The organism is Pseudomonas sp. FSL R10-2964, from assembly GCF_009600035.1.
Lineage (GTDB): Bacteria > Pseudomonadota > Gammaproteobacteria > Pseudomonadales > Pseudomonadaceae > Aquipseudomonas > Aquipseudomonas bubulae.
Map to the genome: position 1 here is coordinate 241,614 of NZ_WIWH01000001.1, position 22,557 is coordinate 264,170.

The 22,557-nt window shown below is 58.1% G+C and carries 19 protein-coding genes; 12 read left to right on the plus strand and 7 right to left on the minus strand.

All coding sequences use genetic code 11. The features are described 5' to 3' along the window. Positions 1-113: 113 nt before the first annotated feature. Together GHN92_RS01220 and GHN92_RS01225 are read right to left on the minus strand one after the other, a co-directional pair. Complete coding sequence (locus tag GHN92_RS01220; RefSeq protein WP_153379156.1) at positions 114-926, minus strand: TIGR02285 family protein; 813 nt, start codon at positions 924-926, stop codon at positions 114-116. 43 nt (positions 927-969) lie between these two features. Continuing rightward, a complete protein-coding gene (locus GHN92_RS01225) occupies positions 970-2,169 on the minus strand; it encodes a CaiB/BaiF CoA-transferase family protein (RefSeq protein WP_095018197.1) in 1,200 nt (399 codons plus the stop codon). Positions 2,170-2,303: 134 nt separating this feature from the next. Here GHN92_RS01225 and GHN92_RS01230 point away from each other — a divergent pair, with 134 nt between their 5' ends. The 12 genes from GHN92_RS01230 to GHN92_RS01285 all read left to right on the plus strand — a co-directional run bounded on the left by GHN92_RS01230 (position 2,304) and on the right by GHN92_RS01285 (position 17,168). Continuing rightward, entirely contained in the window at positions 2,304-2,846 is a 543-nt protein-coding gene (locus GHN92_RS01230) for a YaeQ family protein (RefSeq protein WP_016781928.1), read from the plus strand. 41 nt (positions 2,847-2,887) lie between these two features. Beyond that, positions 2,888-4,597 (plus strand): single-stranded-DNA-specific exonuclease RecJ, encoded by a 1,710-nt coding sequence (gene recJ / locus GHN92_RS01235; RefSeq protein ID WP_095023040.1) that lies wholly within the window; start codon positions 2,888-2,890, stop codon positions 4,595-4,597. A 205-nt stretch (positions 4,598-4,802) separates the two neighbouring features. Then, on the plus strand, positions 4,803-5,909 hold the full coding sequence (locus GHN92_RS01240; RefSeq protein WP_153379157.1) for an NADH:flavin oxidoreductase/NADH oxidase: 1,107 nt from the start codon (positions 4,803-4,805) through the stop codon (positions 5,907-5,909). 78 nt (positions 5,910-5,987) lie between these two features. Further along, entirely contained in the window at positions 5,988-6,695 is a 708-nt protein-coding gene (locus GHN92_RS01245; RefSeq protein ID WP_095018194.1) for a tellurite resistance TerB family protein, read from the plus strand. Positions 6,696-6,886: 191 nt separating this feature from the next. Next, positions 6,887-8,563 carry an acid phosphatase gene (locus GHN92_RS01250; RefSeq protein WP_095020556.1) on the plus strand — a complete coding sequence of 559 codons (1,677 nt, stop codon included), beginning with the start codon at positions 6,887-6,889 and terminating at the stop codon, positions 8,561-8,563. A gap of 140 nt (positions 8,564-8,703) precedes the next feature. Continuing rightward, entirely contained in the window at positions 8,704-10,326 is a 1,623-nt protein-coding gene (locus GHN92_RS01255; protein WP_133144289.1) for a methyl-accepting chemotaxis protein, read from the plus strand. Continuing rightward, positions 10,326-10,841 carry a chemotaxis protein CheW gene (locus tag GHN92_RS01260; RefSeq protein ID WP_095020557.1) on the plus strand — a complete coding sequence of 172 codons (516 nt, stop codon included), beginning with the start codon at positions 10,326-10,328 and terminating at the stop codon, positions 10,839-10,841. The genes GHN92_RS01255 and GHN92_RS01260 overlap by 1 nt, the downstream gene beginning before the upstream one ends. Then, positions 10,838-12,118, plus strand: coding sequence for a protein-glutamate O-methyltransferase CheR (locus tag GHN92_RS01265; RefSeq protein WP_153379159.1), 1,281 nt, complete (start codon positions 10,838-10,840; stop codon positions 12,116-12,118). Before GHN92_RS01260 ends, GHN92_RS01265 begins: the two co-directional genes overlap by 4 nt. Beyond that, the gene (locus GHN92_RS01270; RefSeq protein WP_095001268.1) at positions 12,115-12,801 is read left to right on the plus strand and encodes a chemotaxis protein CheW; all 687 of its coding nucleotides are present in this window, start codon (positions 12,115-12,117) and stop codon (positions 12,799-12,801) included. The genes GHN92_RS01265 and GHN92_RS01270 overlap by 4 nt, the downstream gene beginning before the upstream one ends. Then, the gene (locus tag GHN92_RS01275) at positions 12,798-15,107 is read left to right on the plus strand and encodes a hybrid sensor histidine kinase/response regulator (protein ID WP_095018190.1); all 2,310 of its coding nucleotides are present in this window, start codon (positions 12,798-12,800) and stop codon (positions 15,105-15,107) included. Before GHN92_RS01270 ends, GHN92_RS01275 begins: the two co-directional genes overlap by 4 nt. Next, entirely contained in the window at positions 15,104-16,114 is a 1,011-nt protein-coding gene (locus GHN92_RS01280; RefSeq protein ID WP_095001270.1) for a chemotaxis response regulator protein-glutamate methylesterase, read from the plus strand. The genes GHN92_RS01275 and GHN92_RS01280 overlap by 4 nt, the downstream gene beginning before the upstream one ends. 52 nt (positions 16,115-16,166) lie before the next feature. Then, positions 16,167-17,168, plus strand: a complete 1,002-nt coding sequence (locus GHN92_RS01285) for a diguanylate cyclase (protein ID WP_133144287.1) — start codon at positions 16,167-16,169, stop codon at positions 17,166-17,168. A 145-nt stretch (positions 17,169-17,313) separates the two neighbouring features. Here the strand turns inward: GHN92_RS01285 and GHN92_RS01290 are convergent, their stop codons facing one another. The 5 genes from GHN92_RS01290 to GHN92_RS01310 all read right to left on the minus strand — a co-directional run bounded on the left by GHN92_RS01290 (position 17,314) and on the right by GHN92_RS01310 (position 22,386). Next, on the minus strand, positions 17,314-17,940 hold the full coding sequence (locus GHN92_RS01290; protein WP_095018188.1) for a riboflavin synthase subunit alpha: 627 nt from the start codon (positions 17,938-17,940) through the stop codon (positions 17,314-17,316). A gap of 72 nt (positions 17,941-18,012) precedes the next feature. Further along, positions 18,013-18,879, minus strand: coding sequence for a 3-keto-5-aminohexanoate cleavage protein (locus tag GHN92_RS01295; RefSeq protein ID WP_178102578.1), 867 nt, complete (start codon positions 18,877-18,879; stop codon positions 18,013-18,015). Between the two features lie 5 nt (positions 18,880-18,884). Beyond that, a complete protein-coding gene (ribA, locus tag GHN92_RS01300) occupies positions 18,885-19,529 on the minus strand; it encodes a GTP cyclohydrolase II RibA (protein ID WP_232527636.1) in 645 nt (214 codons plus the stop codon). 14 nt (positions 19,530-19,543) lie between these two features. Further along, a complete protein-coding gene (locus tag GHN92_RS01305) occupies positions 19,544-20,941 on the minus strand; it encodes an MFS transporter (protein ID WP_133144285.1) in 1,398 nt (465 codons plus the stop codon). After that, positions 20,938-22,386 (minus strand): gamma-glutamyltransferase, encoded by a 1,449-nt coding sequence (locus tag GHN92_RS01310; protein WP_178102579.1) that lies wholly within the window; start codon positions 22,384-22,386, stop codon positions 20,938-20,940. Before GHN92_RS01310 ends, GHN92_RS01305 begins: the two co-directional genes overlap by 4 nt. Between the last annotated feature and the right edge of the window lie 171 nt (positions 22,387-22,557).

Genomic DNA, 22,557 nt, shown 5'->3' on the forward strand with positions numbered 1-22,557 from the left:
CAGCAGGAGCAAGTTTATTGCTCCGATACTTGTAGCCTGTTGAGCGGGTTATCATGACCCTGTTAAACCCCGAGCAGCCTCCCCACTGCTCGGGGTTTTTTTATGCGTACGTGTCATTGCTCATCCAGGTAAGACAGGGATGGCGAGCCCAATGTGGTGAGTATCGAATTGAACCTGCGAATGACCTCACGTCCTTGCGCAGTGTCCGAGCAGCCAACGTAAATCGACTGATATTCCGGGGCGCCCTGGATCGGATAAAACAGCAGTTCGTCGGATGACAAACCTTGCTGACTGGCCTTGGCCTGGATTTCTGGCCAGTAGCCCAATAGCGTCGGCATACGGCCTGCATGTTGCATTTGCAGCAGGCTGCCCAACGGATCGTTACCGTAATGCATGACAATCTGGCCTGGCGGGCTCAGCTTCAGCTGGCTATCAATCAATACTCCGTAGCTGCGTTTGGCAATGACTCCAAGCTTGAGGGTTTGCGCCTTGAGCAGCCCCGGCAGGTCTACCTTGTCGTCATGGACAAAGGGTTCGATCAAATGCTGATTCTCACGCAGTATGGCCATGCCATTGCTGTGCATGATCGCAACGGGCTCGGAGTAAACGATCGAGAGGGCGCGGGCGGGATTCCAGATCAGCGCCGGATCGCAGGTCAGCGAGGGTTCTTCAAGCATCTGCAGGGCCCGAGCCCGGTTAACCCGCATTATCACGTGCTGGTATTGCGGCATGCCTGCGATCAGGGCTGGCATCACCTGGTCGACTATCCCCTTACCTTTTTGCGGGCCATGAAACACCGTTAACGGTGGCAGGTCGCGCAACAACCAGATGAGTGTGGGTGCTGCCTGACTGCCAGGGGCCCAGGCCAGAAACAATGCGGTGATCAGGCCTGCCCAAAGTCTTCGCAAGGTCGAACGCTGGGTCATGCTGCTGATCTCCTTGGGTGGCCACTAAAAATGGGCAACACGCCTAGATGGCGCCCGCTTGCTTGAGGTTGGCGATTGCTGCAGCGTCGTAACCCAGGCTGTTCAACACCTCGATGTTATGTGCACCCAGTTCGGGGCCTACCCAATCTGCCGTGCCCGGAGTATCGGAGAGCCTTGGCACGATACCGGGCATCTTGAAGTCTTTACCGTCAGGCAGTTTGGCCTGCAGGAACATTTCACGGGCCAGAAACTGTGGATCGCTGAACATGTCTTCTGCCGAGAAAATACGGCTGGCAGGCACCTGCGCTGCGCCCAGTTGTTCAAGTACCGTGGCCAGCGGCAGCGAGCCGACCCAGCGGTCAATCACGCCATACAGTTCGTCACGGCGTGCGTCACGACCATCGTTGTGTGCAAGCTCCGGGTCGTTGGCCAGATCGTCGCGCCCGATAATCTGCATAAAGCGCTTGAAAATGGCGTCGCCATTGGCGCCGATCTGTACGTGCTTGCCGTCCAGGCTGGTATGGATGGAAGAGGGCGTAATACCCGGCATGATATTGCCGGTACGTTCACGGATGAAACCGAACACATCGAACTCGGGCACCATGCTTTCCATCATGGCAAAAATCGCTTCGTAGAGCGCCACGTCTACCACCTGGCCCTGGCCGCCGTTGACCTCGCGATGACGCAAAGCCATAAGGGCACCGATCACACCCCACAGCGCGGCAATCGAGTCGCCAATCGAGATGCCTGTGCGCACTGGCGGACGATCTTCGAAACCGGTGATATAACGCAGCCCGCCCATGGATTCGCCGACCGCACCAAACCCCGGCTGATCTTTCATCGGGCCGGTCTGGCCAAAGCCGGACAGGCGCACCATCACCAGCTTGGGGTTCAGTGCATGCAGCACATCCCAACCCAGTCCGAGTTTCTCCAGGACCCCGGGGCGAAAGTTTTCGATCAGAATATCGGCGTCTGTCAGCAGCTCCTTGAGAATGCTCAGACCGTCGGGGTGTTTTAGATTCAGGGTCAGGGATTTTTTGTTGCGCGCCTGGACGAACCACCATAGCGATGTGCCTTCATACAGCTTGCGCCATTTTCGCAGCGGGTCGCCGCCGTCAGGGGATTCGACCTTGATCACCTGGGCGCCAAACTCGGCGCAAATGCGCGATGCAAATGGCCCGGCGATCAGGGTACCCAATTCAACAACTTTAAGGCCTGAAAGGGGTTTGGTGGCGAGCGGCATGTGGAATCCTTGTCCAAGGGCGAGCGAGTACAGCCTTTTAACATAGCTGGCGGCTGGCAAGAAGCTGGCCGATTCGTTCAATCACGGTGTATCGGTTAGACTTGTCGCCTTTCTCCGTATCAAGAAGCCCGTTCATGGCACAGCCGTCCACGACCTACAAGTTTGAACTCAACCTTACCGATCTCGATCGCGGGGTCTATGAAAGCGTCAAGCAGACCATCGCCCGCCACCCTTCGGAGACCGAAGAACGCATGACTGTGCGCCTTCTGGCCTACGCTTTTTGGTACAACGAGCAGCTGTCTTTTGGTCGAGGCCTGTCAGATGTAGACGAACCGGCCCTGTGGGAAAAAAGCCTGGATGACCGTGTTCTGCACTGGATCGAAGTCGGACAGCCCGATGCCGACCGTCTGACCTGGTGCTCGCGCCGTACCGAGCGCACCAGCCTGCTGGCCTATGGCAGCTTGCGTGTGTGGGAAGGGAAGGTGATTCCTGCAATCAAGAACCTGAAGAACGTCAATATCGCAGCCGTTCCGCAAGAGATTCTTGAGGTGCTGGCCAAAGATATGCCACGGGTTATCAAGTGGGACGTGATGATCAGCGAAGGCACGATTTTCGTGACCGACGATCGCGGCCAGCACGAAGTGCAATTGCAGTGGCTGCAAGGCGAACGCGGCTAAGTTACAACCCTTTTTTACGCTCAGAGACTCTCCACCTGCTTATGCGCATCGAACCTCGTCCATTGCCTGAACCCCTGCCTTTTCTGGGCGAAATGCCAACCCTGCTGACCCGCCTTTACGCCGCACGGGGTGTGCAGTCGCAAGCTGAGCTGGACAAGAGCCTGGCGCGGTTGATCCCGTATCAGCAGCTCAAGGGCATTGATTCAGCGGTGGACTTGCTGGTGGTCGCGCTTGAGCAGCGCCAACGCATTCTGATCGTCGGCGACTTTGACGCCGACGGTGCCACGGCCAGCACCGTGGGTATGCTCGGTCTGCGCCTGCTGGGGGCGGCCCATGTCGATTACCTGGTGCCCAACCGCTTCGAGTATGGCTACGGCCTGACCCCGGAAATCGTCGAAGTTGCCCTGACCCGCACGCCGCACTTGTTGATCACGGTCGATAACGGAATCTCCAGTATCGAAGGTGTGGCCGCAGCCAAAAAAGCTGGTTTGAGCGTGCTGGTTACCGACCACCACTTGCCGGGCAGTGAATTGCCGGCCGCGGATGCCATCGTCAACCCCAACCAGCCCGGCTGCGAGTTCCCGAGCAAGGCGCTGGCGGGGGTAGGGGTGATCTTCTATGTGCTGATCGCCTTGCGGGCGCGCTTGAACAGCCTGGGCTGGTACCAGGACAGCAAAGCGCCGAATATCGCCGAGTTGCTGGATCTGGTGGCGCTGGGCAGCGTCGCGGACGTGGTGCCGCTGGATGCGAACAACCGCATCCTGGTACACCAGGGGCTTGAGCGCATCCGTGCCGGGCGTGCCCGGCCCGGGCTCAAGGCTATTCTGGAAGTGGCCAAGCGTGACCATTCGAAAATTACCTCCACCGACCTGGGTTTTATCCTCGGGCCGCGCTTGAATGCCGCCGGGCGCCTGGACGACATGAGCCTGGGTATCGAATGCCTGCTCACCGATGACGCCAATGCCGCACGGGATATGGCCGCGCAACTGGACGAGATGAACCAGGACCGTAAATCCATCGAGCAGGGCATGCAGCGTGAGGCGTTGGCCCAGCTCAAGGACCTGACGATCGAAAGCATGCCGTTTGGCCTGTGCCTGTTTGATTCCGAGTGGCATCAGGGGGTGATCGGAATTCTGGCTTCGCGGCTCAAGGAGCGTTACTTCCGCCCGACTTTTGCCTTTGCCGATGCCGGGGATGGCATGCTCAAGGGCTCCGGCCGATCGGTGCCGGGCTTTCATATTCGTGATGCACTGAGTGTGGTGGCTGCACAGCATCCGGACTTGATCAGCAAATACGGTGGCCATGCCATGGCGGCTGGCCTGACTTTGCCTGAGGCTAACTTCCCGCTGTTCTGTGAGGCCTTTGATGCTGAAGTGCGGCGTCAATTGCGTGAAGAAGACCTGACCGGGCGCATGCTGTCTGACGGCAGCCTGGCAGTGGAAGAGTTTCACCTGGAGCTGGCGCGTGCCCTGCGCAATGCCGGGCCATGGGGGCAGCACTTTCCCGAACCGCTGTTCCACGGGGTATTCCAGTTGGTGGAGCAACGCATCGTGGGGGAGCGGCATTTGAAAGTCGTGCTCAAGACCGAATGCGGCAGCGTAAAGCTCGACGGCATTGCTTTCGGGATCGACCGCGAAGTGTGGCCGAACCCGACCATTCGCTGGGTGGAACTGGCCTACAAGCTTGACCTCAACGAATTTCGCGGCAACGAAACCGTACAGTTGATGATTGCCCATATCGAGCCGCGCTAATCCGCCAATCCCCTGTGGGAGCGGGCTTGCTCGCGATGCTATCACCGCGGTTGGCCTGACAGGCCGCGGTGCCCGTATCGCGAGCAAGCCCGCTCCCACCAAAACCACCACGTCCCGTTGCGATATGAACTCCCCCTCATCCAGTGTTGTCGACTAGGCTCTTCAGAAGTACTTGGAGCCTGCCCACTGGAATTAGAGGTGACCCATGAGTCTGCTGCTCGAACCCTATACCCTGCGCCAACTGACCCTTCTTAACCGCATTGCGGTCTCGCCAATGTGCCAGTACTCCAGCGTCGATGGGCTGGCAAATGACTGGCACCTGGTCCACCTGGGCAGCCGTGCCGTTGGCGGCGCCGGGCTGATTTTTACCGAAGCCACTGCCGTCACCCCCGAAGGCCGTATCACTGCCCAGGATCTGGGCCTGTGGAACGACGAGCAGATTGAACCCCTGCAACGCATCACCCGCTTTATTCGCGCCCAGGGCGCTGTAGCCGGCATCCAGCTGGCCCATGCCGGGCGTAAGGCCAGCACCCACCGCCCCTGGTTGGGCAAGCATGGCAGCGTCAAGGTGGAGGAGGGCGGCTGGGTGCCTGTCGGGCCGTCCCCCATTGCCTTCGACCCACAGCACACTGCGCCAGTGCAACTGGACGAGACCCAGATCAATGAGGTTATCCAGGCGTTCGTGGCTGCCGCCAAGCGAGCGCTGGAGGCTGGCTTCTCGGTGGTTGAAGTACATGCTGCTCATGGTTACTTGTTGCATCAATTTCTTTCACCGTTGAGCAACCAGCGACGTGACCAATACGGCGGTTCGTTCGAGAATCGCATCCGTCTGGTGTTGGAAGTCACCGAGGCCGTGCGCGGTGTATGGCCGCAGGAGCTACCGCTGTTTGTGCGGGTCTCGGCCACCGACTGGGTGGAAGACGGCTGGAACCCTGACGAAACCGTCGAACTGGCACGACGCCTCAAGGCATTGGGCGTGGACCTGATCGACGTGTCTTCGGGCGGTACCGCAGCCAATGCCGAGATTCCGGTGGGGCCTGGCTACCAGACCCGTTTTGCCGAGCGCGTGCACAAGGAGGCCTGCATTGCCACCGGTACGGTGGGCATGATCACCGAACCGGCCCAGGCCGAGCATATTTTGCGTACCGGGCAGGCCAACCTGATCCTGCTGGCGCGTGAACTGTTGCGTGACCCGTATTGGCCGTTGCATGCAGACGATGACCTGGGCGGTAAAAAGGCCATCTGGCCAGCCCAGTACCAGCGCGCGACCCATCGCGACCAACCGATTCATGAGTCCGACCTGCGCGACTGATAGCCAGTGCTCTTTACGATAAACCTGCCTGCGGGCGGGTTTTCTGGCGCCCCCTGACCCTGTTAAGAGAGGATGCTTATGAGTTTGCTCGACCAACTGCTTAAATCCGGCCAACAGATGCTGGCGAAAAAAACCGGCGCCCAAGGCAGCGCCTCCCGTGACGATAAAGGCGGCCTGGGTGACCTGCTCGGGTCTGGTGGCCTGGGCGGCCTGCTTTCCGGCGCGGGTGGCGGCGCTCTGGCAGCCAGTGCCCTGGGGCTGCTGCTGGGCAACAAGAGTGCGCGCAAGTACGGTGGTCAGGCACTGACCTATGGCGGCCTTGCCGCCCTGGGCGTTCTGGCCTACAAGGCCTACGGCAACTGGCAGGCCAATCAGGGCACGGCACCGCAGACCGAGCCGCAAACCATTGACCGTGTTCCGGCGCCGCAAGTGGAGCAACACAGCCAGGCGATCCTCAAGGCCCTGGTGGCTGCTGCCAAGGCTGATGGTCATGTGGATGAGCGTGAGCGCCAACTGATCGATGGCGAGTTGAACAAACTCAATGGCGACCCTGCATTGCGCCAATGGCTGCAAGCTGAACTGAACAAGCCGCTGGACCCGGCAGAGGTTGCCAGAGCTGCCAGCACCCCGGAAATCGCGGCCGAAATGTATATCGCCAGCCTGATTCTGGTGGATGAAGAACATTTCATGGAGCGCGCCTATCTGGAAGAGCTGGCCAAACAGCTCAAGCTCGACCCGGGGCTCAAGATCGAGCTGGAAGCCCAGGTCAAGCAGGCGCAGGGCTAACGCACTCTGTGGGCGCGAGCCTGCATCACGATGCAGGCGCCGCAACATGCTTGTTTTAGACGCTCCGAGCCGCAACGGCCCGGGGCGTTTTTTTATGCTTCGTGGCTTCGATCCACTGCAACTTCCCCGTCATAATCCCCTGTTAGCCTGCCCGCCAGAAATAATTTGTTACGTGTAATCAGGAAGCCGCAATGAGCGACAAGAAAGACCAGGACACCCAATGCCCTGCCGACAGCAGCCGCCGTCGCTTCCTCGCCGGTGCTGCCGCACTGGGCGTTGGCGCGGCCACCTTGAGCGCTTGCGGCAGCAGTCAGCATGAACCCCCCGTCAGGCCGCAACCGCTGACCCCGGCCGAGCTGGACAAAAAGCTCCACGAACAGGTCAAGACCATCGTGGTGATCTATGCCGAGAACCGCAGCTTCAACAACCTGTTTGCAAATTTCCCCGGTGTCGAGAAGCCGTTGTCGGCCCTCAAACCCGCCGACTACCAGCAACGCGACCGTGATGGCAGCCTGCTACAGACCCTGCCACCGATATGGGGCGGGCTGCTGCAAGTGGGACCGCAGACGGTAGATGGCGTGACCTATGCGCCGGGTGAGCAGTTTCAGGAGAACCTGCCCAACGCCCCCTTCGCGCTGAAAGGGCCGAATCAGCAAGATCTGCCGTTGAATCTGGTGACCCGCGACCTGTGGCATGTGTTCTATCAGAACCAGATGCAGATCAACGATGGCAAGAACGACCAGTTCGTGGCCTGGGGGGATTCCGGCGGCTTGCCCATGGGCTACTACGCCCAGTCGCAGTATTCGCTGCGTCTGTGGGATGTAGCCCGTGAATTCGTACTGTGCGACAACTTCTTCCAGGGGGCTTTTGGCGGTTCGTTCCTTAACCACCAATACCTGATCAGCGCAGCGGTGCCGTTCTATCCGAACGCGAATACCTCTGTTGCCGAGGCGCAGATTGCTGTTTTGCAGGGCGATGACCCTGCCGGTACACGCTTGAAGCCTCTGGACAAATCCCCGGCCAGCGCTATGACCGGCGCCGCGCAGTTCGGTCCCAGCGCTCTCACGCCGGACGGTTTTGCAGTCAACACCATGGCGCCGCCTTACTGGCCGACCTGGATCCGCGACCCCGAGCGTCCCGACTATGCCAAGCCCGACCTGCCAAGCGTACTGGTGCCACAAAGCCATGAGCATATCGGCGACAAACTGAGCAAAAAGAACATTGACTGGGCCTGGTACGCGGGGGCCTGGCAGGCCACGCTGGAGCAGTTCAAGGGCTCGGACGGGATCCCCAAGATCCCCAACTTCCAGTACCACCACCAGCCATTCAACTACTTTGTTCAACAAGGCCCGCAGAACCCGCAGGAGCGCAGCAAGCGCCTGCGCGACGCAGGCCTGGGCGATGAGTCCGGCAGCAACCGCTTTCTGGCTGACGCCGAGGCTGGCAGCCTGCCTGCCGTGAGTTTCTACAAGCCTCAGGGCAACCTCAACCTGCACGCTGGCTATGCCGATGTGGCTGCCGGTGACCGGCACCTTGACCGTGTGCTCAAAGTGCTGCGCAACAGCCCGCAATGGCAAAACATGGTGATCGTGCTTACCGTGGACGAAAACGGTGGCTGGTGGGATCACGTTGCACCGCCCAAAGGTGATCGCTGGGGGCCGGGTACAAGGATTCCGGCTCTGGTGGTATCACCTTTCGCACGCAAGGGGACGGTGGATCACACGGTGTATGACACCGCGTCGATTCTGCGCCTGATTAGCCGGGTGCATCAGCTGGAAGTGCTGGATGGCCTCAAGCAACGTGACGATGCCATGAAGGCGCGGGGGCAAGCGCCCATGGGCGACCTGACCAATGCATTGATGTTCTGACAACAGCCCTCCCACAGGTTTGTAGTTTTGCATGTAGGAATTTTTGTCTATTGCTGTGAGATCTGTCTCAACGCCTGTACGAATCATTGCTTACCCTCGGCTATACTCACCTTCATTTGAATGGCACCCGAGGATCGACTGTGAAGAACTGGACGTTACGCCAACGCATCTTGGCGAGCTTTGCTGTAATCATCGCCATTATGCTGCTGATGGTTGTTGCGTCTTACTCGCGCCTGCTGTCGATCGAAACCAGTGAAGAAAAGGTGCAAACCGACTCGATTCCCGGGGTCTATTACAGCTCGATGATTCGTAGCGCCTGGGTCGACAGCTATGTCCTGACCCTGGAGCTGGTGGGCTCGCTTAATCAGCGTGACCTGACCAACGAAGACCGCAAGTTGTACGCCAGCTACGAAGACCGTTTGAACAAAGAACTGGATAACTATCGCAGCACTATTTTTGAAGGTGAAGACAGGGCCCACTTCGACGACTTCGAGCGTCTGCATGGAGAGTACGGCGTGGTGTTGGCGAAAATTCTTGATCTCTATCAGAACAAGGATTACGCCCAGGCCCACAAGGTGCTTAGTGAGCAACTGGCTCCAGCCTGGATGGAAGGCCGCAAGTTGCTCAATAGCATCATTGAAGGCAACAGCGAGTCGGCCAAGCTCGCCACTGACAATATTGGTCACGCCGTATTGACTGCCAAGATCAGCATGATCATTTCCCTGGTTATTGCCGTACTTGCAGCAGCGCTGTGTGGCTTCCTGTTGCTGCGCGCAATCATGTCGCCGATGCAGCGTATCGTCACGATTCTGGAAGTGATGCGTTCCGGTGACCTGAGCTCGCGCTTGAATCTGGAGCGCAAGGACGAGTTTGGCGCGGTGGAAACCGGCTTCAACGACATGATGGCCGAGCTGACTACGTTGGTGTCCCAGGCCCAGCGCTCTTCGGTGCAGGTCACTACGTCGGTTACGGAAATTGCCGCTACCTCCAAGCAACAACAGGCCACAGCCACTGAAACCGCAGCCACCACTACGGAAATAGGTGCAACTTCCCGGGAAATTGCCGCCACGTCCCGTGATCTGGTGCGCACCATGACCGAAGTGACCTCGGCAGCCGACCAGGCCTCGATCCTGGCCGGTTCCGGGCAGCAGGGCCTGGCCCGCATGGAAGAAACCATGCACTCGGTGATGGGGGCTGCCGATCTGGTCAACGCCAAGCTGGCGATCCTCAACGAGAAGGCCGGTAACATCAACCAGGTGGTGGTGACCATCGTCAAGGTCGCCGACCAGACCAATTTGCTGTCGCTTAACGCGGCCATTGAAGCTGAAAAAGCCGGTGAATACGGCCGCGGTTTTGCTGTGGTTGCTACCGAAGTGCGCCGTTTGGCCGACCAGACTGCCGTGGCTACCTACGATATCGAGCAGATGGTGCGCGAGATTCAGTCGGCAGTGTCGGCGGGCGTGATGGGCATGGACAAGTTCTCTGAAGAAGTACGCCGCGGCATGTCCGAAGTGCAGCAAGTGGGCGAGCAGCTGTCGCAGATCATCCATCAGGTTCAGGCCCTGGCGCCGCGTGTACTGATGGTCAATGAAGGCATGCAGGCTCAAGCTACGGGCGCCGAGCAGATCAACCTTGCGCTGGTGCAATTGGGTGATGCCAGCAGCCAGACCGTTGAGTCCCTGCGTCAGGCCAGCTTCGCGATCGACGAATTGAGTCAGGTTGCCGTTGGGTTGCGCAGCGGCGTTTCGCGTTTCAAAGTCTGATGAGCGAGCTTTCAGCCAAAAAACCGGGCGCCAAGGTGTCGCAAAAACGCCTGTTTCTGGTGTTTTATATTGGTAACGAGCGCTATGCACTGGCCGCTGGCGATGTGGTCGAAGTGTTGCCGCGCTTGCCACTCAAGCCCATAGCCCATGCCCCCGAGTGGGTAGCGGGGGTTTTTGCTCATCGTGATCGAATGGTTCCGGTGATCGATATCAGTGCCATGACCTTTGGCACCGCCGCCGTAGCCCGAACCAGCACCCGGCTGGTGCTGGTCAATTATCGCGGGCAATTGCTCGGCCTGCTGCTTGAACAGGCCAGTGACACCTTGCGCTGCGATCCGGCGGAGTTTCAGCCCTACGGTGTCGATAACCGCGATGCGCCGTACCTGGGACCCGTGCGCAAAGATGAGGCCGGGCTGTTGCAGTGGTTGAGTGTCGACGATCTGCTCAGCCCTGCGGTGTCTGCTCTGCTTTTTGCCCAGGGCGAAGATGACACCTGCGTCCAGGTGGCGCCATGAGTCTTGATCAGCGTTTTTTTGACTATTTGAAGCAGCGCATCGGCCTGGATGTGGCATCGGTCGGCCCGGCGATTATCGAACGTGCCGTACGCCAGCGCTGCATTGCATTGGGCATGGCTGATAACGATCGCTACTGGCAGCGCCTGCTCAGTTCCCAGGATGAACAGCAAGCCCTGATCGAATCGGTGATCGTGCCCGAGACCTGGTTCTTCCGTTACCCCGAATCCTTTGCCACCCTGGGCCGCCTGGCCAGGCAGCGCCTGGCGGAAATCGGCAGCCGACGCCCGTTGCGTATCCTGAGTCTGCCGTGTTCGACCGGCGAAGAGCCGTATTCGATTGCCATGGCACTGTTCGATGCCGGCTTTGCTGCACACCAATTCAAGGTCGACGCCCTGGATGTCAGTCCGCTTTCGGTGCAGCGTGCGCAAAACGCGCTGTATGGCAAAAACTCCTTTCGAGGTCAGCCAACAGATTTTCGTGAGCGCTACTTCTGTGTCGAGAGCGATGGTTATCAGTTGTCGGAGCGGGTCTGCGGGCAGGTCAGCTTCACCGCAGGCAATCTGCTGGATCCGATACTGCTCGCCAGCCACGAGCCTTATGACTTTGTGTTCTGCCGCAACCTGTTGATCTACTTTGATCTTAAAACCCAGCAGCAGGCCCTGGATGTGCTCAAGCGCCTGACCCGTGATGATGGTGTTTTATTTATAGGTCCGGCCCAAGGCAGCTTGCTCAACCGGCTGGGCATGCGTTCGATCGGTGCTCCGCAGTCGTTTGCCTTTTGCCACAATCATGAGCCATTGCCGGCAGCGCGCCCTGTGCTTGCCGAACTCAAGCCACTGGCACGACCAAAAGCGCCAGCGCCAGCGCCTGTGCCGACACCGGTCAGCCGGCCTTTTGCCCCGCGCGTGCAAGCCCCGGTCGGGCAAAAATCGGCTTCGCCAGTGGATGGGCCGGGTCTGTTGCTTGAACAGATTGCCAGCCTGGCCAATGAAGGCAAAAGCCTTGAGGCGCGTGCGGTCTGCGAACAGTTCTTGCAGCGGCATGACCCGCAGGCCGAGGTGTTTTACTGGTTGGGCCTGCTCAGCGATGTGCAGGGCCAGACCTCAGAGGCCCAGGGCTTCTATCGCAAGGCGCTGTACCTGGAACCCCAGCATTCGGAAGCGCTGGCCCATCTGGCAGCGCTGTTGGCTTCACAAGGCGATGAAGCAGGCGCCCGGCGCTTGCACGAGCGCGCAGCCCGTAACGGGCGTTCCACTCAAAGTGAGCGTAAACAATGAGCGCTTTAGCAGCACAGAGCTTGATTCACTCCGAAGCGCAGGCCATTGATGACTGCTGGAACCGCATTGGCATCTACGGTGACAAAAGCTGCCCGTTGCTGCCCCAGCATATCCATTGCCGCAACTGCGACACGTATGCTGCTGCCGCGACCCGTTTGCTCGACCGCTATTCATTTGAGCAGCAAAGCCAGGAGCTTTATGCCCCGCAGGCCCATGAGCAAAAGGTTGCAACCTGCTCACTGGTGATTTTCCGCCTGAGTGAGGAGTGGCTGGGGCTGCCCACGCGTTGCCTGGATGAAGTGGCACCGATGCAAACCATTCACTCCCTGCCGCACCAGCGTTCCCGGGCCTTGCGCGGTGTGGCCAATGTACGCGGCACTCTGGTGCCGTGCCTGTCGCTGGTTGAACTGCTGGGGCTTGACCCAGCCACGCCGGGAGCCTCTTCGCAGCGGGTGATGCCGCGCATGCTGATTGTGGCCGCCCACGGTGGAGCCGTGGTGCTGCCGGTGGATGAGGTGGATGGCATTCATAATATTGCCGAGGGCGACATCAATGCTGCATCGCTCTCCGGCGAGCATGTCAGCGCCAAATACACCCGGGGTGTGCTGCAGTGGAAAACCCGCAGCCTGCGTTTACTGGATGAAGAGCAACTGTTGAGCGCAATCACCCGGAGCCTGACATGACCCCCGAGCAAATGCGCGACGCCTCGCTGCTTGAGCTGTTCAGCCTGGAGGCCGAGGCGCAAACCCAGGTGCTCAACGAAGGCCTGCTGGCGCTGGAACGCAACCCGACTCAGGCTGACCAGCTGGAAGCCTGCATGCGCGCGGCCCACTCGCTCAAGGGCGCAGCCCGGATTGTCGGGGTGGATGCCGGGGTCAGCGTGTCCCATGTTATGGAAGACTGCCTGGTCAGTGCCCAGGAAGGCCGTTTGTACCTGCAACGCGAACACATTGATGCCTTGTTGCAAGGTACCGACCTGCTGATGCGCATTGCCACCCCCGGCAACACTGTCACGCCTCACGACATCGACGCCTATGTGGCGCACATGAATGAGCTGCTGGATCCGTCTGCCCCCGGTGCGCGGGTGGCGCCGCCCGAATTTGACGTGTCGCAGCTGTTGTTGATGCCCTCGCCAGCAGTACCCGAATTTGCGCCAGAACCTGTGGTTGAGCGTCAGGTCGAGGTGCCAGCCGAGCCGGCAGCGGAGCCAGCACGTCGCCCCCAGCGTCTGACCGAAAGCGGCGAGCGGGTACTGCGGGTCACGGCCCAGCGCCTTAACAGCCTGCTCGATCTGTCGAGCAAATCCCTGGTGGAAACCCAGCGCCTCAAGCCCTTTCTGGTGACATTGCAACGGCTTAAACGCATGCAAAGCACCAACTTGCGGGCCATGGACACGCTCAATGAACACCTCAAGGTCTCGGGCATCAGCCATGAAGCCGAGCAGGCACTGGTCGATGCCCGGCAGATGCTGGCCGAGTCCCAGCACCTGCTCAGCGAGCAGACCGCCGAACTTGACGAATTTTGCTGGCAGGCTGGCCAGCGTGCGCAATTGCTCTACGACACTGCACTGGCGTGTCGCATGCGGCCCTTCGCCGATGTGCTGGTCGGGCAGGAGCGCATGGTGCGTGATTTGGGTCGCGCCCTGGGCAAGCAGATCCGCCTGGAAATCGAAGGCGAGAAAACCCAGGTTGACCGCGACGTGCTGGAAAAGCTCGAAGCACCCTTGATCCATTTATTGCGCAATGCCGTCGACCACGGTATTGAAACCCCGGAACAGCGCTTGCTGGCGGGCAAACCGGCCGAAGGCCTGATCCGCCTGCGCATCTCCCATCAGGCCGGTCTGCTGGTGCTGGAGTTGAGCGATGACGGTGCCGGTGTCGATCTGGACCGTTTGCGTCGCACCATCGTCGAGCGTCAGTTGTCCACCGAGGAGACGGTGGCGCAACTGAGCGAAGAAGAGCTGCTGACCTTTCTGTTTTTACCCGGTTTCAGTCTGCGCGACACCGTCACCGAAGTATCGGGGCGCGGTGTGGGGCTGGATGCCGTACAGCATATGGTGCGCCTGTTGCGCGGTGCCATTGTGCTGGAGCACACCCCCCAGCATGGCAGCCGCTTCCATCTTGAAGTGCCGTTGACTCTGTCGGTGGTGCGCAGCCTGGTGGTTGAAGTGGCCGACGAAGCCTATGCCTTCCCGCTGGCCCATATCGAGCGCATGCGCGACCTTGAGCCCGACGACATCGTGCAGCTCGAAGGCCGTCAGCACTTCTGGCATGAAGGCCGCCATGTGGGGCTGGTTGCCGCCAGCCAATTGTTGCAGCGCCCTGCCAGCCAGAGCGATGACGAAACCCTCAAGGTGGTGGTGATTCGCGAACGCGACGCGGTCTATGGCGTGGCCGTTGAGCGCTTTATCGGCGAGCGCACCCTGGTGGTCCTGCCCCTTGATCCGCGTCTGGGCAAGGTCCAGGACATTTCCGCCGGGGCCTTGCTGGATGATGGTTCACCGGTGCTGATCGTAGATGTCGAAGACATGCTGCGTTCGGTAGACAAACTGCTTAATACCGGGCGTCTTGAGCGTATCGATCGGCGTAACCGGCACACCGCCGAATTGACCCGCAAACGTATTCTGGTGGTGGATGACTCATTGACGGTGCGCGAACTGCAACGCAAGTTGCTGATCAACCGTGGTTATGAAGTGGCTGTGGCGGTTGACGGCATGGACGGCTGGAACGCGCTGCGTGCCGAACATTTCGATTTGTTGATTACCGACATCGATATGCCGCGCATGGATGGCATCGAACTGGTTACCCTGTTGCGTCGCGATAACCGATTGCAATCAATGCCGGTGATGGTGGTGTCGTACAAAGATCGTGAAGAAGACCGTCGGCGCGGCCTGGATGCAGGCGCCGACTATTATCTAGCCAAAGCGAGTTTCCATGACGATGCCCTGCTCGACGCAGTGGTTGAACTCATTGGTGGAGCCCAGACATGAGAATCGCCATCGTCAACGATATGCCCCTGGCGGTTGAGGCCTTGCGCCGGGCGCTGGCGTTCGAACCCGCGCACCATGTGATCTGGGTTGCCGGTGATGGTCAGGAGGCGGTGCGCCTGTGCGCCGAGAACACCCCGGACCTGATTCTGATGGACTTGATCATGCCGGTCATGGACGGCGTCGAGGCCACGCGCCGGATCATGGCTGAAAGCCCTTGTGCGATTGTGATTGTCACCATCGACCGCGAGCAGAATGTGCACCGTGTTTTTGAGGCCATGGGCTTTGGTGCGCTGGATGTGGTGGATACCCCCGTGCTGGGCGGCAGCAACCCCAGAGAGGCGGCGGCGCCTTTGCTGCGCAAGATACTCAATGTTGGCTGGTTGATGGGGCAGAGTGAGAAACGGGTCAAGCCGGTAGTGACCCATGCTCGTGTACCGGGTGTGCGGGCAGGGCTGGTGGCCATCGGTTCGTCGGCAGGTGGTCCGGCTGCACTTGAAACCCTGCTTAAAGGTCTGCCGAGAAACTTTGAGGCAGCTATCGTACTGGTTCAGCACGTTGATCAGGTGTTTGCTGCAGGTATGGCCGAGTGGCTGAGCACTTCGTGCGGACTTGATGTGCGCCTGGCCCGCGACGGGGAGACGCCGCAGGTGGGCACTGTGCTGCTGGCGGGCACCAATCACCATATCAGGCTATTGAAAAATGGCACGCTGGCTTACACCGCCGAGCCGGTCAATGAGATTTATCGGCCATCGATCGATGTTTTTTTTGAAAGTGTTGCCCGCTACTGGAATGGTGAAGCGGTGGGAGTGCTGTTGACCGGCATGGGGCGTGACGGGGCTCAAGGTCTTAAACTCATGCGCCAGCAGGGGTTTCTCACCATTGCCCAGGATCAGCAGAGCAGCTCGGTGTACGGAATGCCCAAAGCGGCAGCGGCCATCGATGCCGCAGTCGAGATTCGCCCATTGGACAAGATTGCGCCACGCTTGCTGGAGAAATTTGCCAAATGACTGGTAGAACCCGGCAAGAGTGGCTTGAAGGCAGTAATTCAGGTGAACGCGCATGAGCGACTTGCAGTTGGACGACGTTAAAACTGATGAAAACGCGGCCATGGTGTTGCTGGTAGACGATCAGGCAATGATCGGCGAAGCCGTGCGCCGAGGGTTGGCCCTTGAACAGAACATTGATTTTCACTTCTGTGCCGACCCGCACCAGGCCATTGCCCAGGCTATCCGCATCAAGCCGACGGTGATTTTGCAGGATCTGGTGATGCCGGGCCTGGACGGCTTGAGCCTGGTGCGCGAATACCGCAACCACCCGGCGACGCAAAATATCCCGATTATCGTGTTGTCCACCAAAGAGGACCCGTTGATCAAAAGCGCGGCGTTCTCGGCCGGGGCCAATGATTACCTGGTGAAGCTGCCGGACAACATCGAACTGGTGGCGCGTATCCGCTATCACTCGCGCTCCTACATGACGCTGTTGCAGCGTGATGCTGCCTACCGTGCGCTGCGGGTCAGCCAACAGCAATTGCTGGACACCAATCTGGTGCTGCAACGGCTGATGAACTCCGATGGCCTGACCGGGCTGTCCAACCGCCGCCACTTTGATGAATACCTTGAGCTGGAATGGCGTCGCACCATGCGTGAGCAGAACCAATTGTCGTTGTTGATGATCGATGTTGATTACTTCAAATCATACAACGACTCATTTGGCCATCTGGACGGCGATGAAGCGTTGCGCAAGGTGGCGGCGGGCATCCGTGATGCCAGCAGCCGGCCATCTGACTTGCCGGCCCGTTATGGCGGTGAGGAATTTGCCATTGTACTGCCCAACACTTCCCAGGGCGGCGCGCGGCTGGTGGCAGAAAAACTGCGCATGGCGGTTGAAGCGATGAAAATCCCGCATATTTCGCCGACAGCAGGCTCCAGCCTGACCATCAGTATTGGCCTGTCGACCATGACCCCGCAACAGGGTAGCAACTGCCGTGAGCTGATTTCGGCGGCGGACAAGGGGCTTTACCTGGCCAAGAAGAATGGGCGTAATCAGGTGGGTATTGAGTGATTGCTCTCAAGACCTTGTCGCTTGCATCGCAGGCAAGCCAGCTTCCACAGGTTTTGTGTCGTTCACACAGCCGGAGTGCTTACAGCACTGTCGTGGGAGCGAGCCCTGCGCGCGATGGCATCAACGATGACTGCTTTGCCGCACGCTACAGGTTTCCCGGGAGCAGGCGGGCCAGAGTAGTCCTAAGGGTATCCACCAGGGTGCGGGTGGTCTGGTCGATTTCGATATTGACCCGGTCGCCCACCCGCAAGCTGCTCAAATTGGTCAGGGCGAGTGTTTGCGCAATCAGGTTGACCGTCACCCAGTGCCGCTCTTCATCCAGGCTATCGATGGTGAGGCTGCAGCCATGCATACCGACAAAACCCTTTTTGAACAGGTAGGCAAAGGTCGACGCATCCAGCTGGAGTTGCGCAGTCACCGTTTCGCCCAGTGGCTGCCACGACACGACCTGCGCGGTACTTTCAACATGGCCGTACAGTGCGTGCCCGCCATTCTCATCGCCAGTTCGATGTGAACGTTCAATATTGACCTGCTCATCGATACTCAAGTGTTTGAGTGTCGTGATTTCGGCCGTTCGGTGAGAAATATCAAACGTCGCGGTGCCTGCAGAGTAGGCAACGACGGTCAGGCAGGTGCCGTTGACCGACACGCTGGCACCGATATCAACGTTTTCGAATAGAGAGGCTTTCTGGGCCAGGACGATACGTTTGTGCCCAGCCTGCGTGTGCACCGACAGCACCCGGGCAGTGCCTTGAACAATTCCGGTATACATCAGGCAGCCCTCCTTTTAAGCAGCATCAAGCCAGTGGAATACGCGGTTTTGTATTCTGCGGCGCAATAGTGCTCATAGAGTTTTTGATAGTAAGCGACCTTGTCCAGGTTGCAGTCCTAGTTGTTCCCTGACCTGCCTGGGGGTGGCGGGTGTCAACTCCTGCAGGTTGGCAATGGCGGTGATGCGCTCGAGCAGGCTGCGATTACTCGCCAGGGTGGTGCGTTTATGGTCGAGCCAGATATTGTCTTCAAGGCCGATGCGGATGCCGTGATCAGAGGCGAGAGCCAGGGTATTGCTGCGCAGTTGATAGCTGCCCAGCCCGGCGAAAGAACTGACGACATTGCCCGGCAGTGAGCTGGTAATGGCTGCCATGTGCGCAAAACTGGGCTGTGCGCCAAAAATATTGCCCAGCAAAATATTGGCGTAGACAGTGGGCGGCATTAACGATTTTTTGATCAGGCAATGCAGGTAGTTCGACATGCCGCTATCAAATATCTCAACCTCGGGCGAGATGCCTTTTAGCGCCATTTGTTCGGCGAGGTAGTTGATTGTCGCTGGGGCATTAATGCTGGGCTGCGTGGAAAAGTTCATGGACGACAAGGTCAATGAACCCATATCGGGTTTTGCGTCACCGTCCAATGACAGGGGCAGCGCTCTGAGAGTTGGATCGGAAATGTTTCGACCACTGAGTGAGGCGCATAAAATCAATTGTTTATTATATTTTCTGATGCCTTCGAAGAGAGTGGCGAATGTGTTGAGGTCGCAGGTCGGTTCGCCGGTTTTTTGATCCCTGGCGTGCAGGTGCGCAATGGACGCACCCAGTTCGGCGGCCATCAATACATCGTCGATAATTTCTGAGGTGCTGATGGGTGTGTGGGGGTTCATCTGCTTTGTCGGTAGCATGCCTGTAGGTGAAAAATTCAGAATGTAAGTGCTCATTGCGATCACCATTTTTTGTTTTTCAAGTTGATCGTATGGTGTTTTTTATTGATTTTGCTGCGCAGGTAGTCCTCGTTTTCGACGGTCAGGAAAACCCCGGAGGGCAGGGTGGTATTGATGGTGATATCGCAATTTTCCAGGGCCAGGATTTTTGCCGGGTTGTTGGTAATCAGGTCGATGTGATGAATATGCAGGGCCTTGAGCATGGCCCCCGCACTTTCAAACTCTCTCAAGTCATCGGCGTACCCGAGCATCTCGTTGGCAGTGAAGGTATCAATGCCCTGGTTTTGCAGCAGGTAGGCATCGAACTTGGAGTACAGGCCAATACCGCGCCCTTCCTGACGCAGATAGATCAATACGCCACCCCCTCGCGCGGCTATTTGCGACAGGGCTTCTTTGAGCTGGGCGCCGCAATCGCAACGCTTTGAGCCGAATACATCGCCTGTCAGGCACTCGGAATGAACCCGGGTGAGTACGGGAGTGGTTTGACAGTCACCAATCAATAGCGCGAAGTGTTCTTTATCGACACCTTCAAAGGACACAAATCGGGTGAGTTGAGGAACGCCCTCTATCGGAATTTCAACGGTGGTTTTCAACGTCAATGCTTTCATCTTCAGCTCCTTGCGTAACACCACATGAGTACGGGACATACCCAGGTTTTCCGTTAATCGGACTTGAAGTGCATGGGGTCGATATGGCTCCTGTTTGAGTTGGGCAGGCGCAGTGCGCCCAGCACGGTAAGAAGTGACGCAAGCGTCACGGTGGACATGCCGATCGTGAAGAACGGCAGGTGTTCGGGAATAAAGAAAGCACTCAGAAGGGCAGGTAGTGCCTGGCCGATCAGGGCGTTGTGTTGCATCACCGAACTGATCAGGATATTGGCGTGATGCATGCGGTGCTGTTGCACATTGCGCAGTGCGGTGGATGAGTAGCCGAGAAATTGAAATGAGCGTGCGCAACCGTGTAGAAAACACATCAACCACAGTGCCGGTAGTTGGTTGAGCAGTGGCGGGAAAAGAAACAGGCCCAACGTGACGGATGTCGTCAGTGCCGAATAGATGAAATAGCGTTTCAGGCAGCGGCAGCCTGTTAATAGCCGGGCTGCCACGGGTTTTGAAACAAGGTTGCCGGCGAAAATAAACAACAGGCAGTGGCCAATCGAAACGGGCGAATAATTCGAATTTTTCATGAGGTGAATAATCAGCAGCGTTGGAAATGCATAAATGCTGATACGGAACAAACTGCCGGAGAAAATGTTGAACTTGAACGCTGGATCATTGAGCAAGGACAAATCAAACAATTGCGCCTTCGCGTGCTGGTGCAGCCTTGTGCACAGTCGTTTGCTGCCATAGAGCATTGCACCTGCGGCCAGAACGCTGCAGAAGAGCCAGTTATTCGAAGCCGCCATAAACATCATGAACAAGGCCGATGAGGACAGTGCCCATAGTGCGTAGGCATGTTTATCAAGCTGTAAACGCGGGGTTTCAGGGGCAGGCAGTGAGTACAGGGTGATGCGGCAGGCAATCATCAATCCTGCGGCAAAGAGTCCGATAGAGGCAAAAATCAGTCGCCAGTTGCCGATGTTTAACAGCAGGTTGGCCATATAGGGGGCAACCATCGGGGCGACGAGCGCAGGCGCAATCAGCCAGGCCATGGTTTTGGGAATGGCAATCTTCGGGGTGTTGGCCAGGATCAAGGCTCGTCCGGCAGGTACCACCAACGCACTGCCAAAGCCCTGGACAAGGCGGGCGATGCACAGCAGGTAAATATTCTGGCTGATGGCGCAGGCCAGGGAGGCGAGGCAAAAAATCGCCAGGCCGCACAGGAATTGTTGGGCAAGCGCGAAACGGTTGAACAAATGCCCGCTCAGGGGCAGGAACAAGACCAGGGCCAGTAGATAGGTGGCCAGTGACAGTGTCACGCCGCTGATGCTGGCGCCCAGGTCGTTGGCCATGGGGATGATGGCCATCAGCATGATGGTTGCATCCAGTACTTCCAGAAAGAAAGCACTGGCGACAGTCAGTATGGCTGCATGGCCTGAACCGCAACTGTGAGCCTTCATACCGCCAGCGCCACACCGCTGCCACGAGGGTCTGCAGCGGCGAACACCTGACCGGTCAGGGTGTTGATGCCAGCCAGCTGTACCACCCCGAATTTATCGGATAGCCCGTGAGTACAGGTAAATATCGGGTTCGTTTGTGCGGATTCGCTTAAATAGGTAATGCCGTTTGTCTTCGGGTGCCGGCCCAGATTGGCAAAGCGCGGGCTCGACAGGGCGGTTTGAACCGGGCATTGCTCAGCGATAATTTTGTAGATGACGTACGCCAGTGTCTGGGACTGCACAGGCCCCCCGGATGTACCAATGATAAATTCCAGGTGATCGGTGGTGACGCGCACGCAGTTGGTGGTGTGTTTGGCGGCTGTGTTGCCTTTGAAGGTCGAACCCAGATGGGGGCCATTGAATGAGAATGCCCGGTTGCTCAGGATAATGCCTGTGTCATCGATCTCGAACAGTGACCCCAGGGGGGTAAAGATCGAGTTGGTTATGCCGGTCAGGGTCCCGTCGGCCTCGGCACATGCCATAAAGATGGTGTGGGAGGGTTTGGACAATTGAGGCACAGGTTCGGGGTTGTCGAATTTGAGCTGTTGATAGATCAGGGCGGCCTGTTGGCTCAGGCTGTCATCGCTGTGCGTCTCTGAAGAAAGCGGCGATGCCACCCAGCTGTCGATCAGCCCGGCTGCCGTACAGAGCTGTGCCGGTGTGAGCAAGGCCGTGTCTTCGGCACTCCACTGGTAGACTTTCAAGAGCAGGAACAGCTCTTTCCATGGACTGTTACTGCCATGCGCCGTGACATTGGCGTGCATGAAGGTGGTTTTTTTTACTTCTGAGGGGTTAGGGGTAAAGTCGGAAAAATCTTCAGGTGTATACAAATGCGGGTCGCAGGTCGACAGCGCGTCAAATACCTGCGCCGCCAACTGCCCCCTGTACATGGATGCAAAACCTTCACGCGCCAAAGTGGCCAGGGTTTGACGGTAGAAGGGCGCTGGATCTTGCTGTTGAATAAAGTATTTGTTCCATTGTGAAAATCGTGTCTGTCTGAGTGAGTCTTTAGTGCTGTTATCAAACGCCTGAATCAAACTGCTGGACGCCACCACGCCATGTTTCAAGTCATTGTCGTGCAGGTGTTTAAATACGCCGTTCAAGTCGATGTCATGTAGGCGTGTATAACGATCATAAGCTGAAGGGCAGCCATAGATCATGGTGCTGTAAATCCCTCTGCGAGGAATTGATACAAGGCCTTTATGCAAGTAGTTGTCGTGATGCTGGTGAAAACCTGTTCTGCCCGTTCCGTTGAAGATGGCCAGGTTATGGGGGGTTGATTGCATGATAATTGCGTCGCCTCCCAGGCCGCATAAGTGCGGGAGGTTATACGTCAGTGACACGGCTGCACTTAATAAGGCATGCGGGGTCGCCCCTGATGTTAGATAGGCCTGCATGGCCATCATCGAGGACTTGAAGTGGGGGGTCGCTATACCGAATGAGTGACCGTTCGCTAAGTTCGACATGGGGCTTCCATTTAATTATTGGTTGTTCGGGTATGGCGTGTGGGTATCAGGTAGTCAGGTGTTGTAAGTGTGTTGTAGGTATAGCGGTGCAGGTTTTTAAGTGCAATTATT

Coding starts and splice junctions, on each gene's coding strand:
- GHN92_RS01290 (WP_095018188.1), bottom strand. CDS start 17,940: ATGTATACCGGAATTGTTCAAGGCACTGCCCGGGTGCTGTCGGTGCAC.
- GHN92_RS01230 (WP_016781928.1), top strand. CDS start 2,304: ATGGCACAGCCGTCCACGACCTACAAGTTTGAACTCAACCTTACCGAT.
- GHN92_RS01305 (WP_133144285.1), bottom strand. CDS start 20,941: ATGAAGGCTCACAGTTGCGGTTCAGGCCATGCAGCCATACTGACTGTC.
- ribA (WP_232527636.1), bottom strand. CDS start 19,529: ATGTCCCGTACTCATGTGGTGTTACGCAAGGAGCTGAAGATGAAAGCA.
- GHN92_RS01250 (WP_095020556.1), top strand. CDS start 6,887: ATGAGCGACAAGAAAGACCAGGACACCCAATGCCCTGCCGACAGCAGC.
- GHN92_RS01275 (WP_095018190.1), top strand. CDS start 12,798: ATGACCCCCGAGCAAATGCGCGACGCCTCGCTGCTTGAGCTGTTCAGC.
- GHN92_RS01240 (WP_153379157.1), top strand. CDS start 4,803: ATGAGTCTGCTGCTCGAACCCTATACCCTGCGCCAACTGACCCTTCTT.
- recJ (WP_095023040.1), top strand. CDS start 2,888: ATGCGCATCGAACCTCGTCCATTGCCTGAACCCCTGCCTTTTCTGGGC.
- GHN92_RS01310 (WP_178102579.1), bottom strand. CDS start 22,386: ATGATGGCCATGCAGGCCTATCTAACATCAGGGGCGACCCCGCATGCC.
- GHN92_RS01260 (WP_095020557.1), top strand. CDS start 10,326: ATGAGCGAGCTTTCAGCCAAAAAACCGGGCGCCAAGGTGTCGCAAAAA.
- GHN92_RS01285 (WP_133144287.1), top strand. CDS start 16,167: ATGAGCGACTTGCAGTTGGACGACGTTAAAACTGATGAAAACGCGGCC.
- GHN92_RS01220 (WP_153379156.1), bottom strand. CDS start 926: ATGACCCAGCGTTCGACCTTGCGAAGACTTTGGGCAGGCCTGATCACC.
- GHN92_RS01280 (WP_095001270.1), top strand. CDS start 15,104: ATGAGAATCGCCATCGTCAACGATATGCCCCTGGCGGTTGAGGCCTTG.
- GHN92_RS01225 (WP_095018197.1), bottom strand. CDS start 2,169: ATGCCGCTCGCCACCAAACCCCTTTCAGGCCTTAAAGTTGTTGAATTG.
- GHN92_RS01270 (WP_095001268.1), top strand. CDS start 12,115: ATGAGCGCTTTAGCAGCACAGAGCTTGATTCACTCCGAAGCGCAGGCC.
- GHN92_RS01245 (WP_095018194.1), top strand. CDS start 5,988: ATGAGTTTGCTCGACCAACTGCTTAAATCCGGCCAACAGATGCTGGCG.
- GHN92_RS01265 (WP_153379159.1), top strand. CDS start 10,838: ATGAGTCTTGATCAGCGTTTTTTTGACTATTTGAAGCAGCGCATCGGC.
- GHN92_RS01295 (WP_178102578.1), bottom strand. CDS start 18,879: ATGAGCACTTACATTCTGAATTTTTCACCTACAGGCATGCTACCGACA.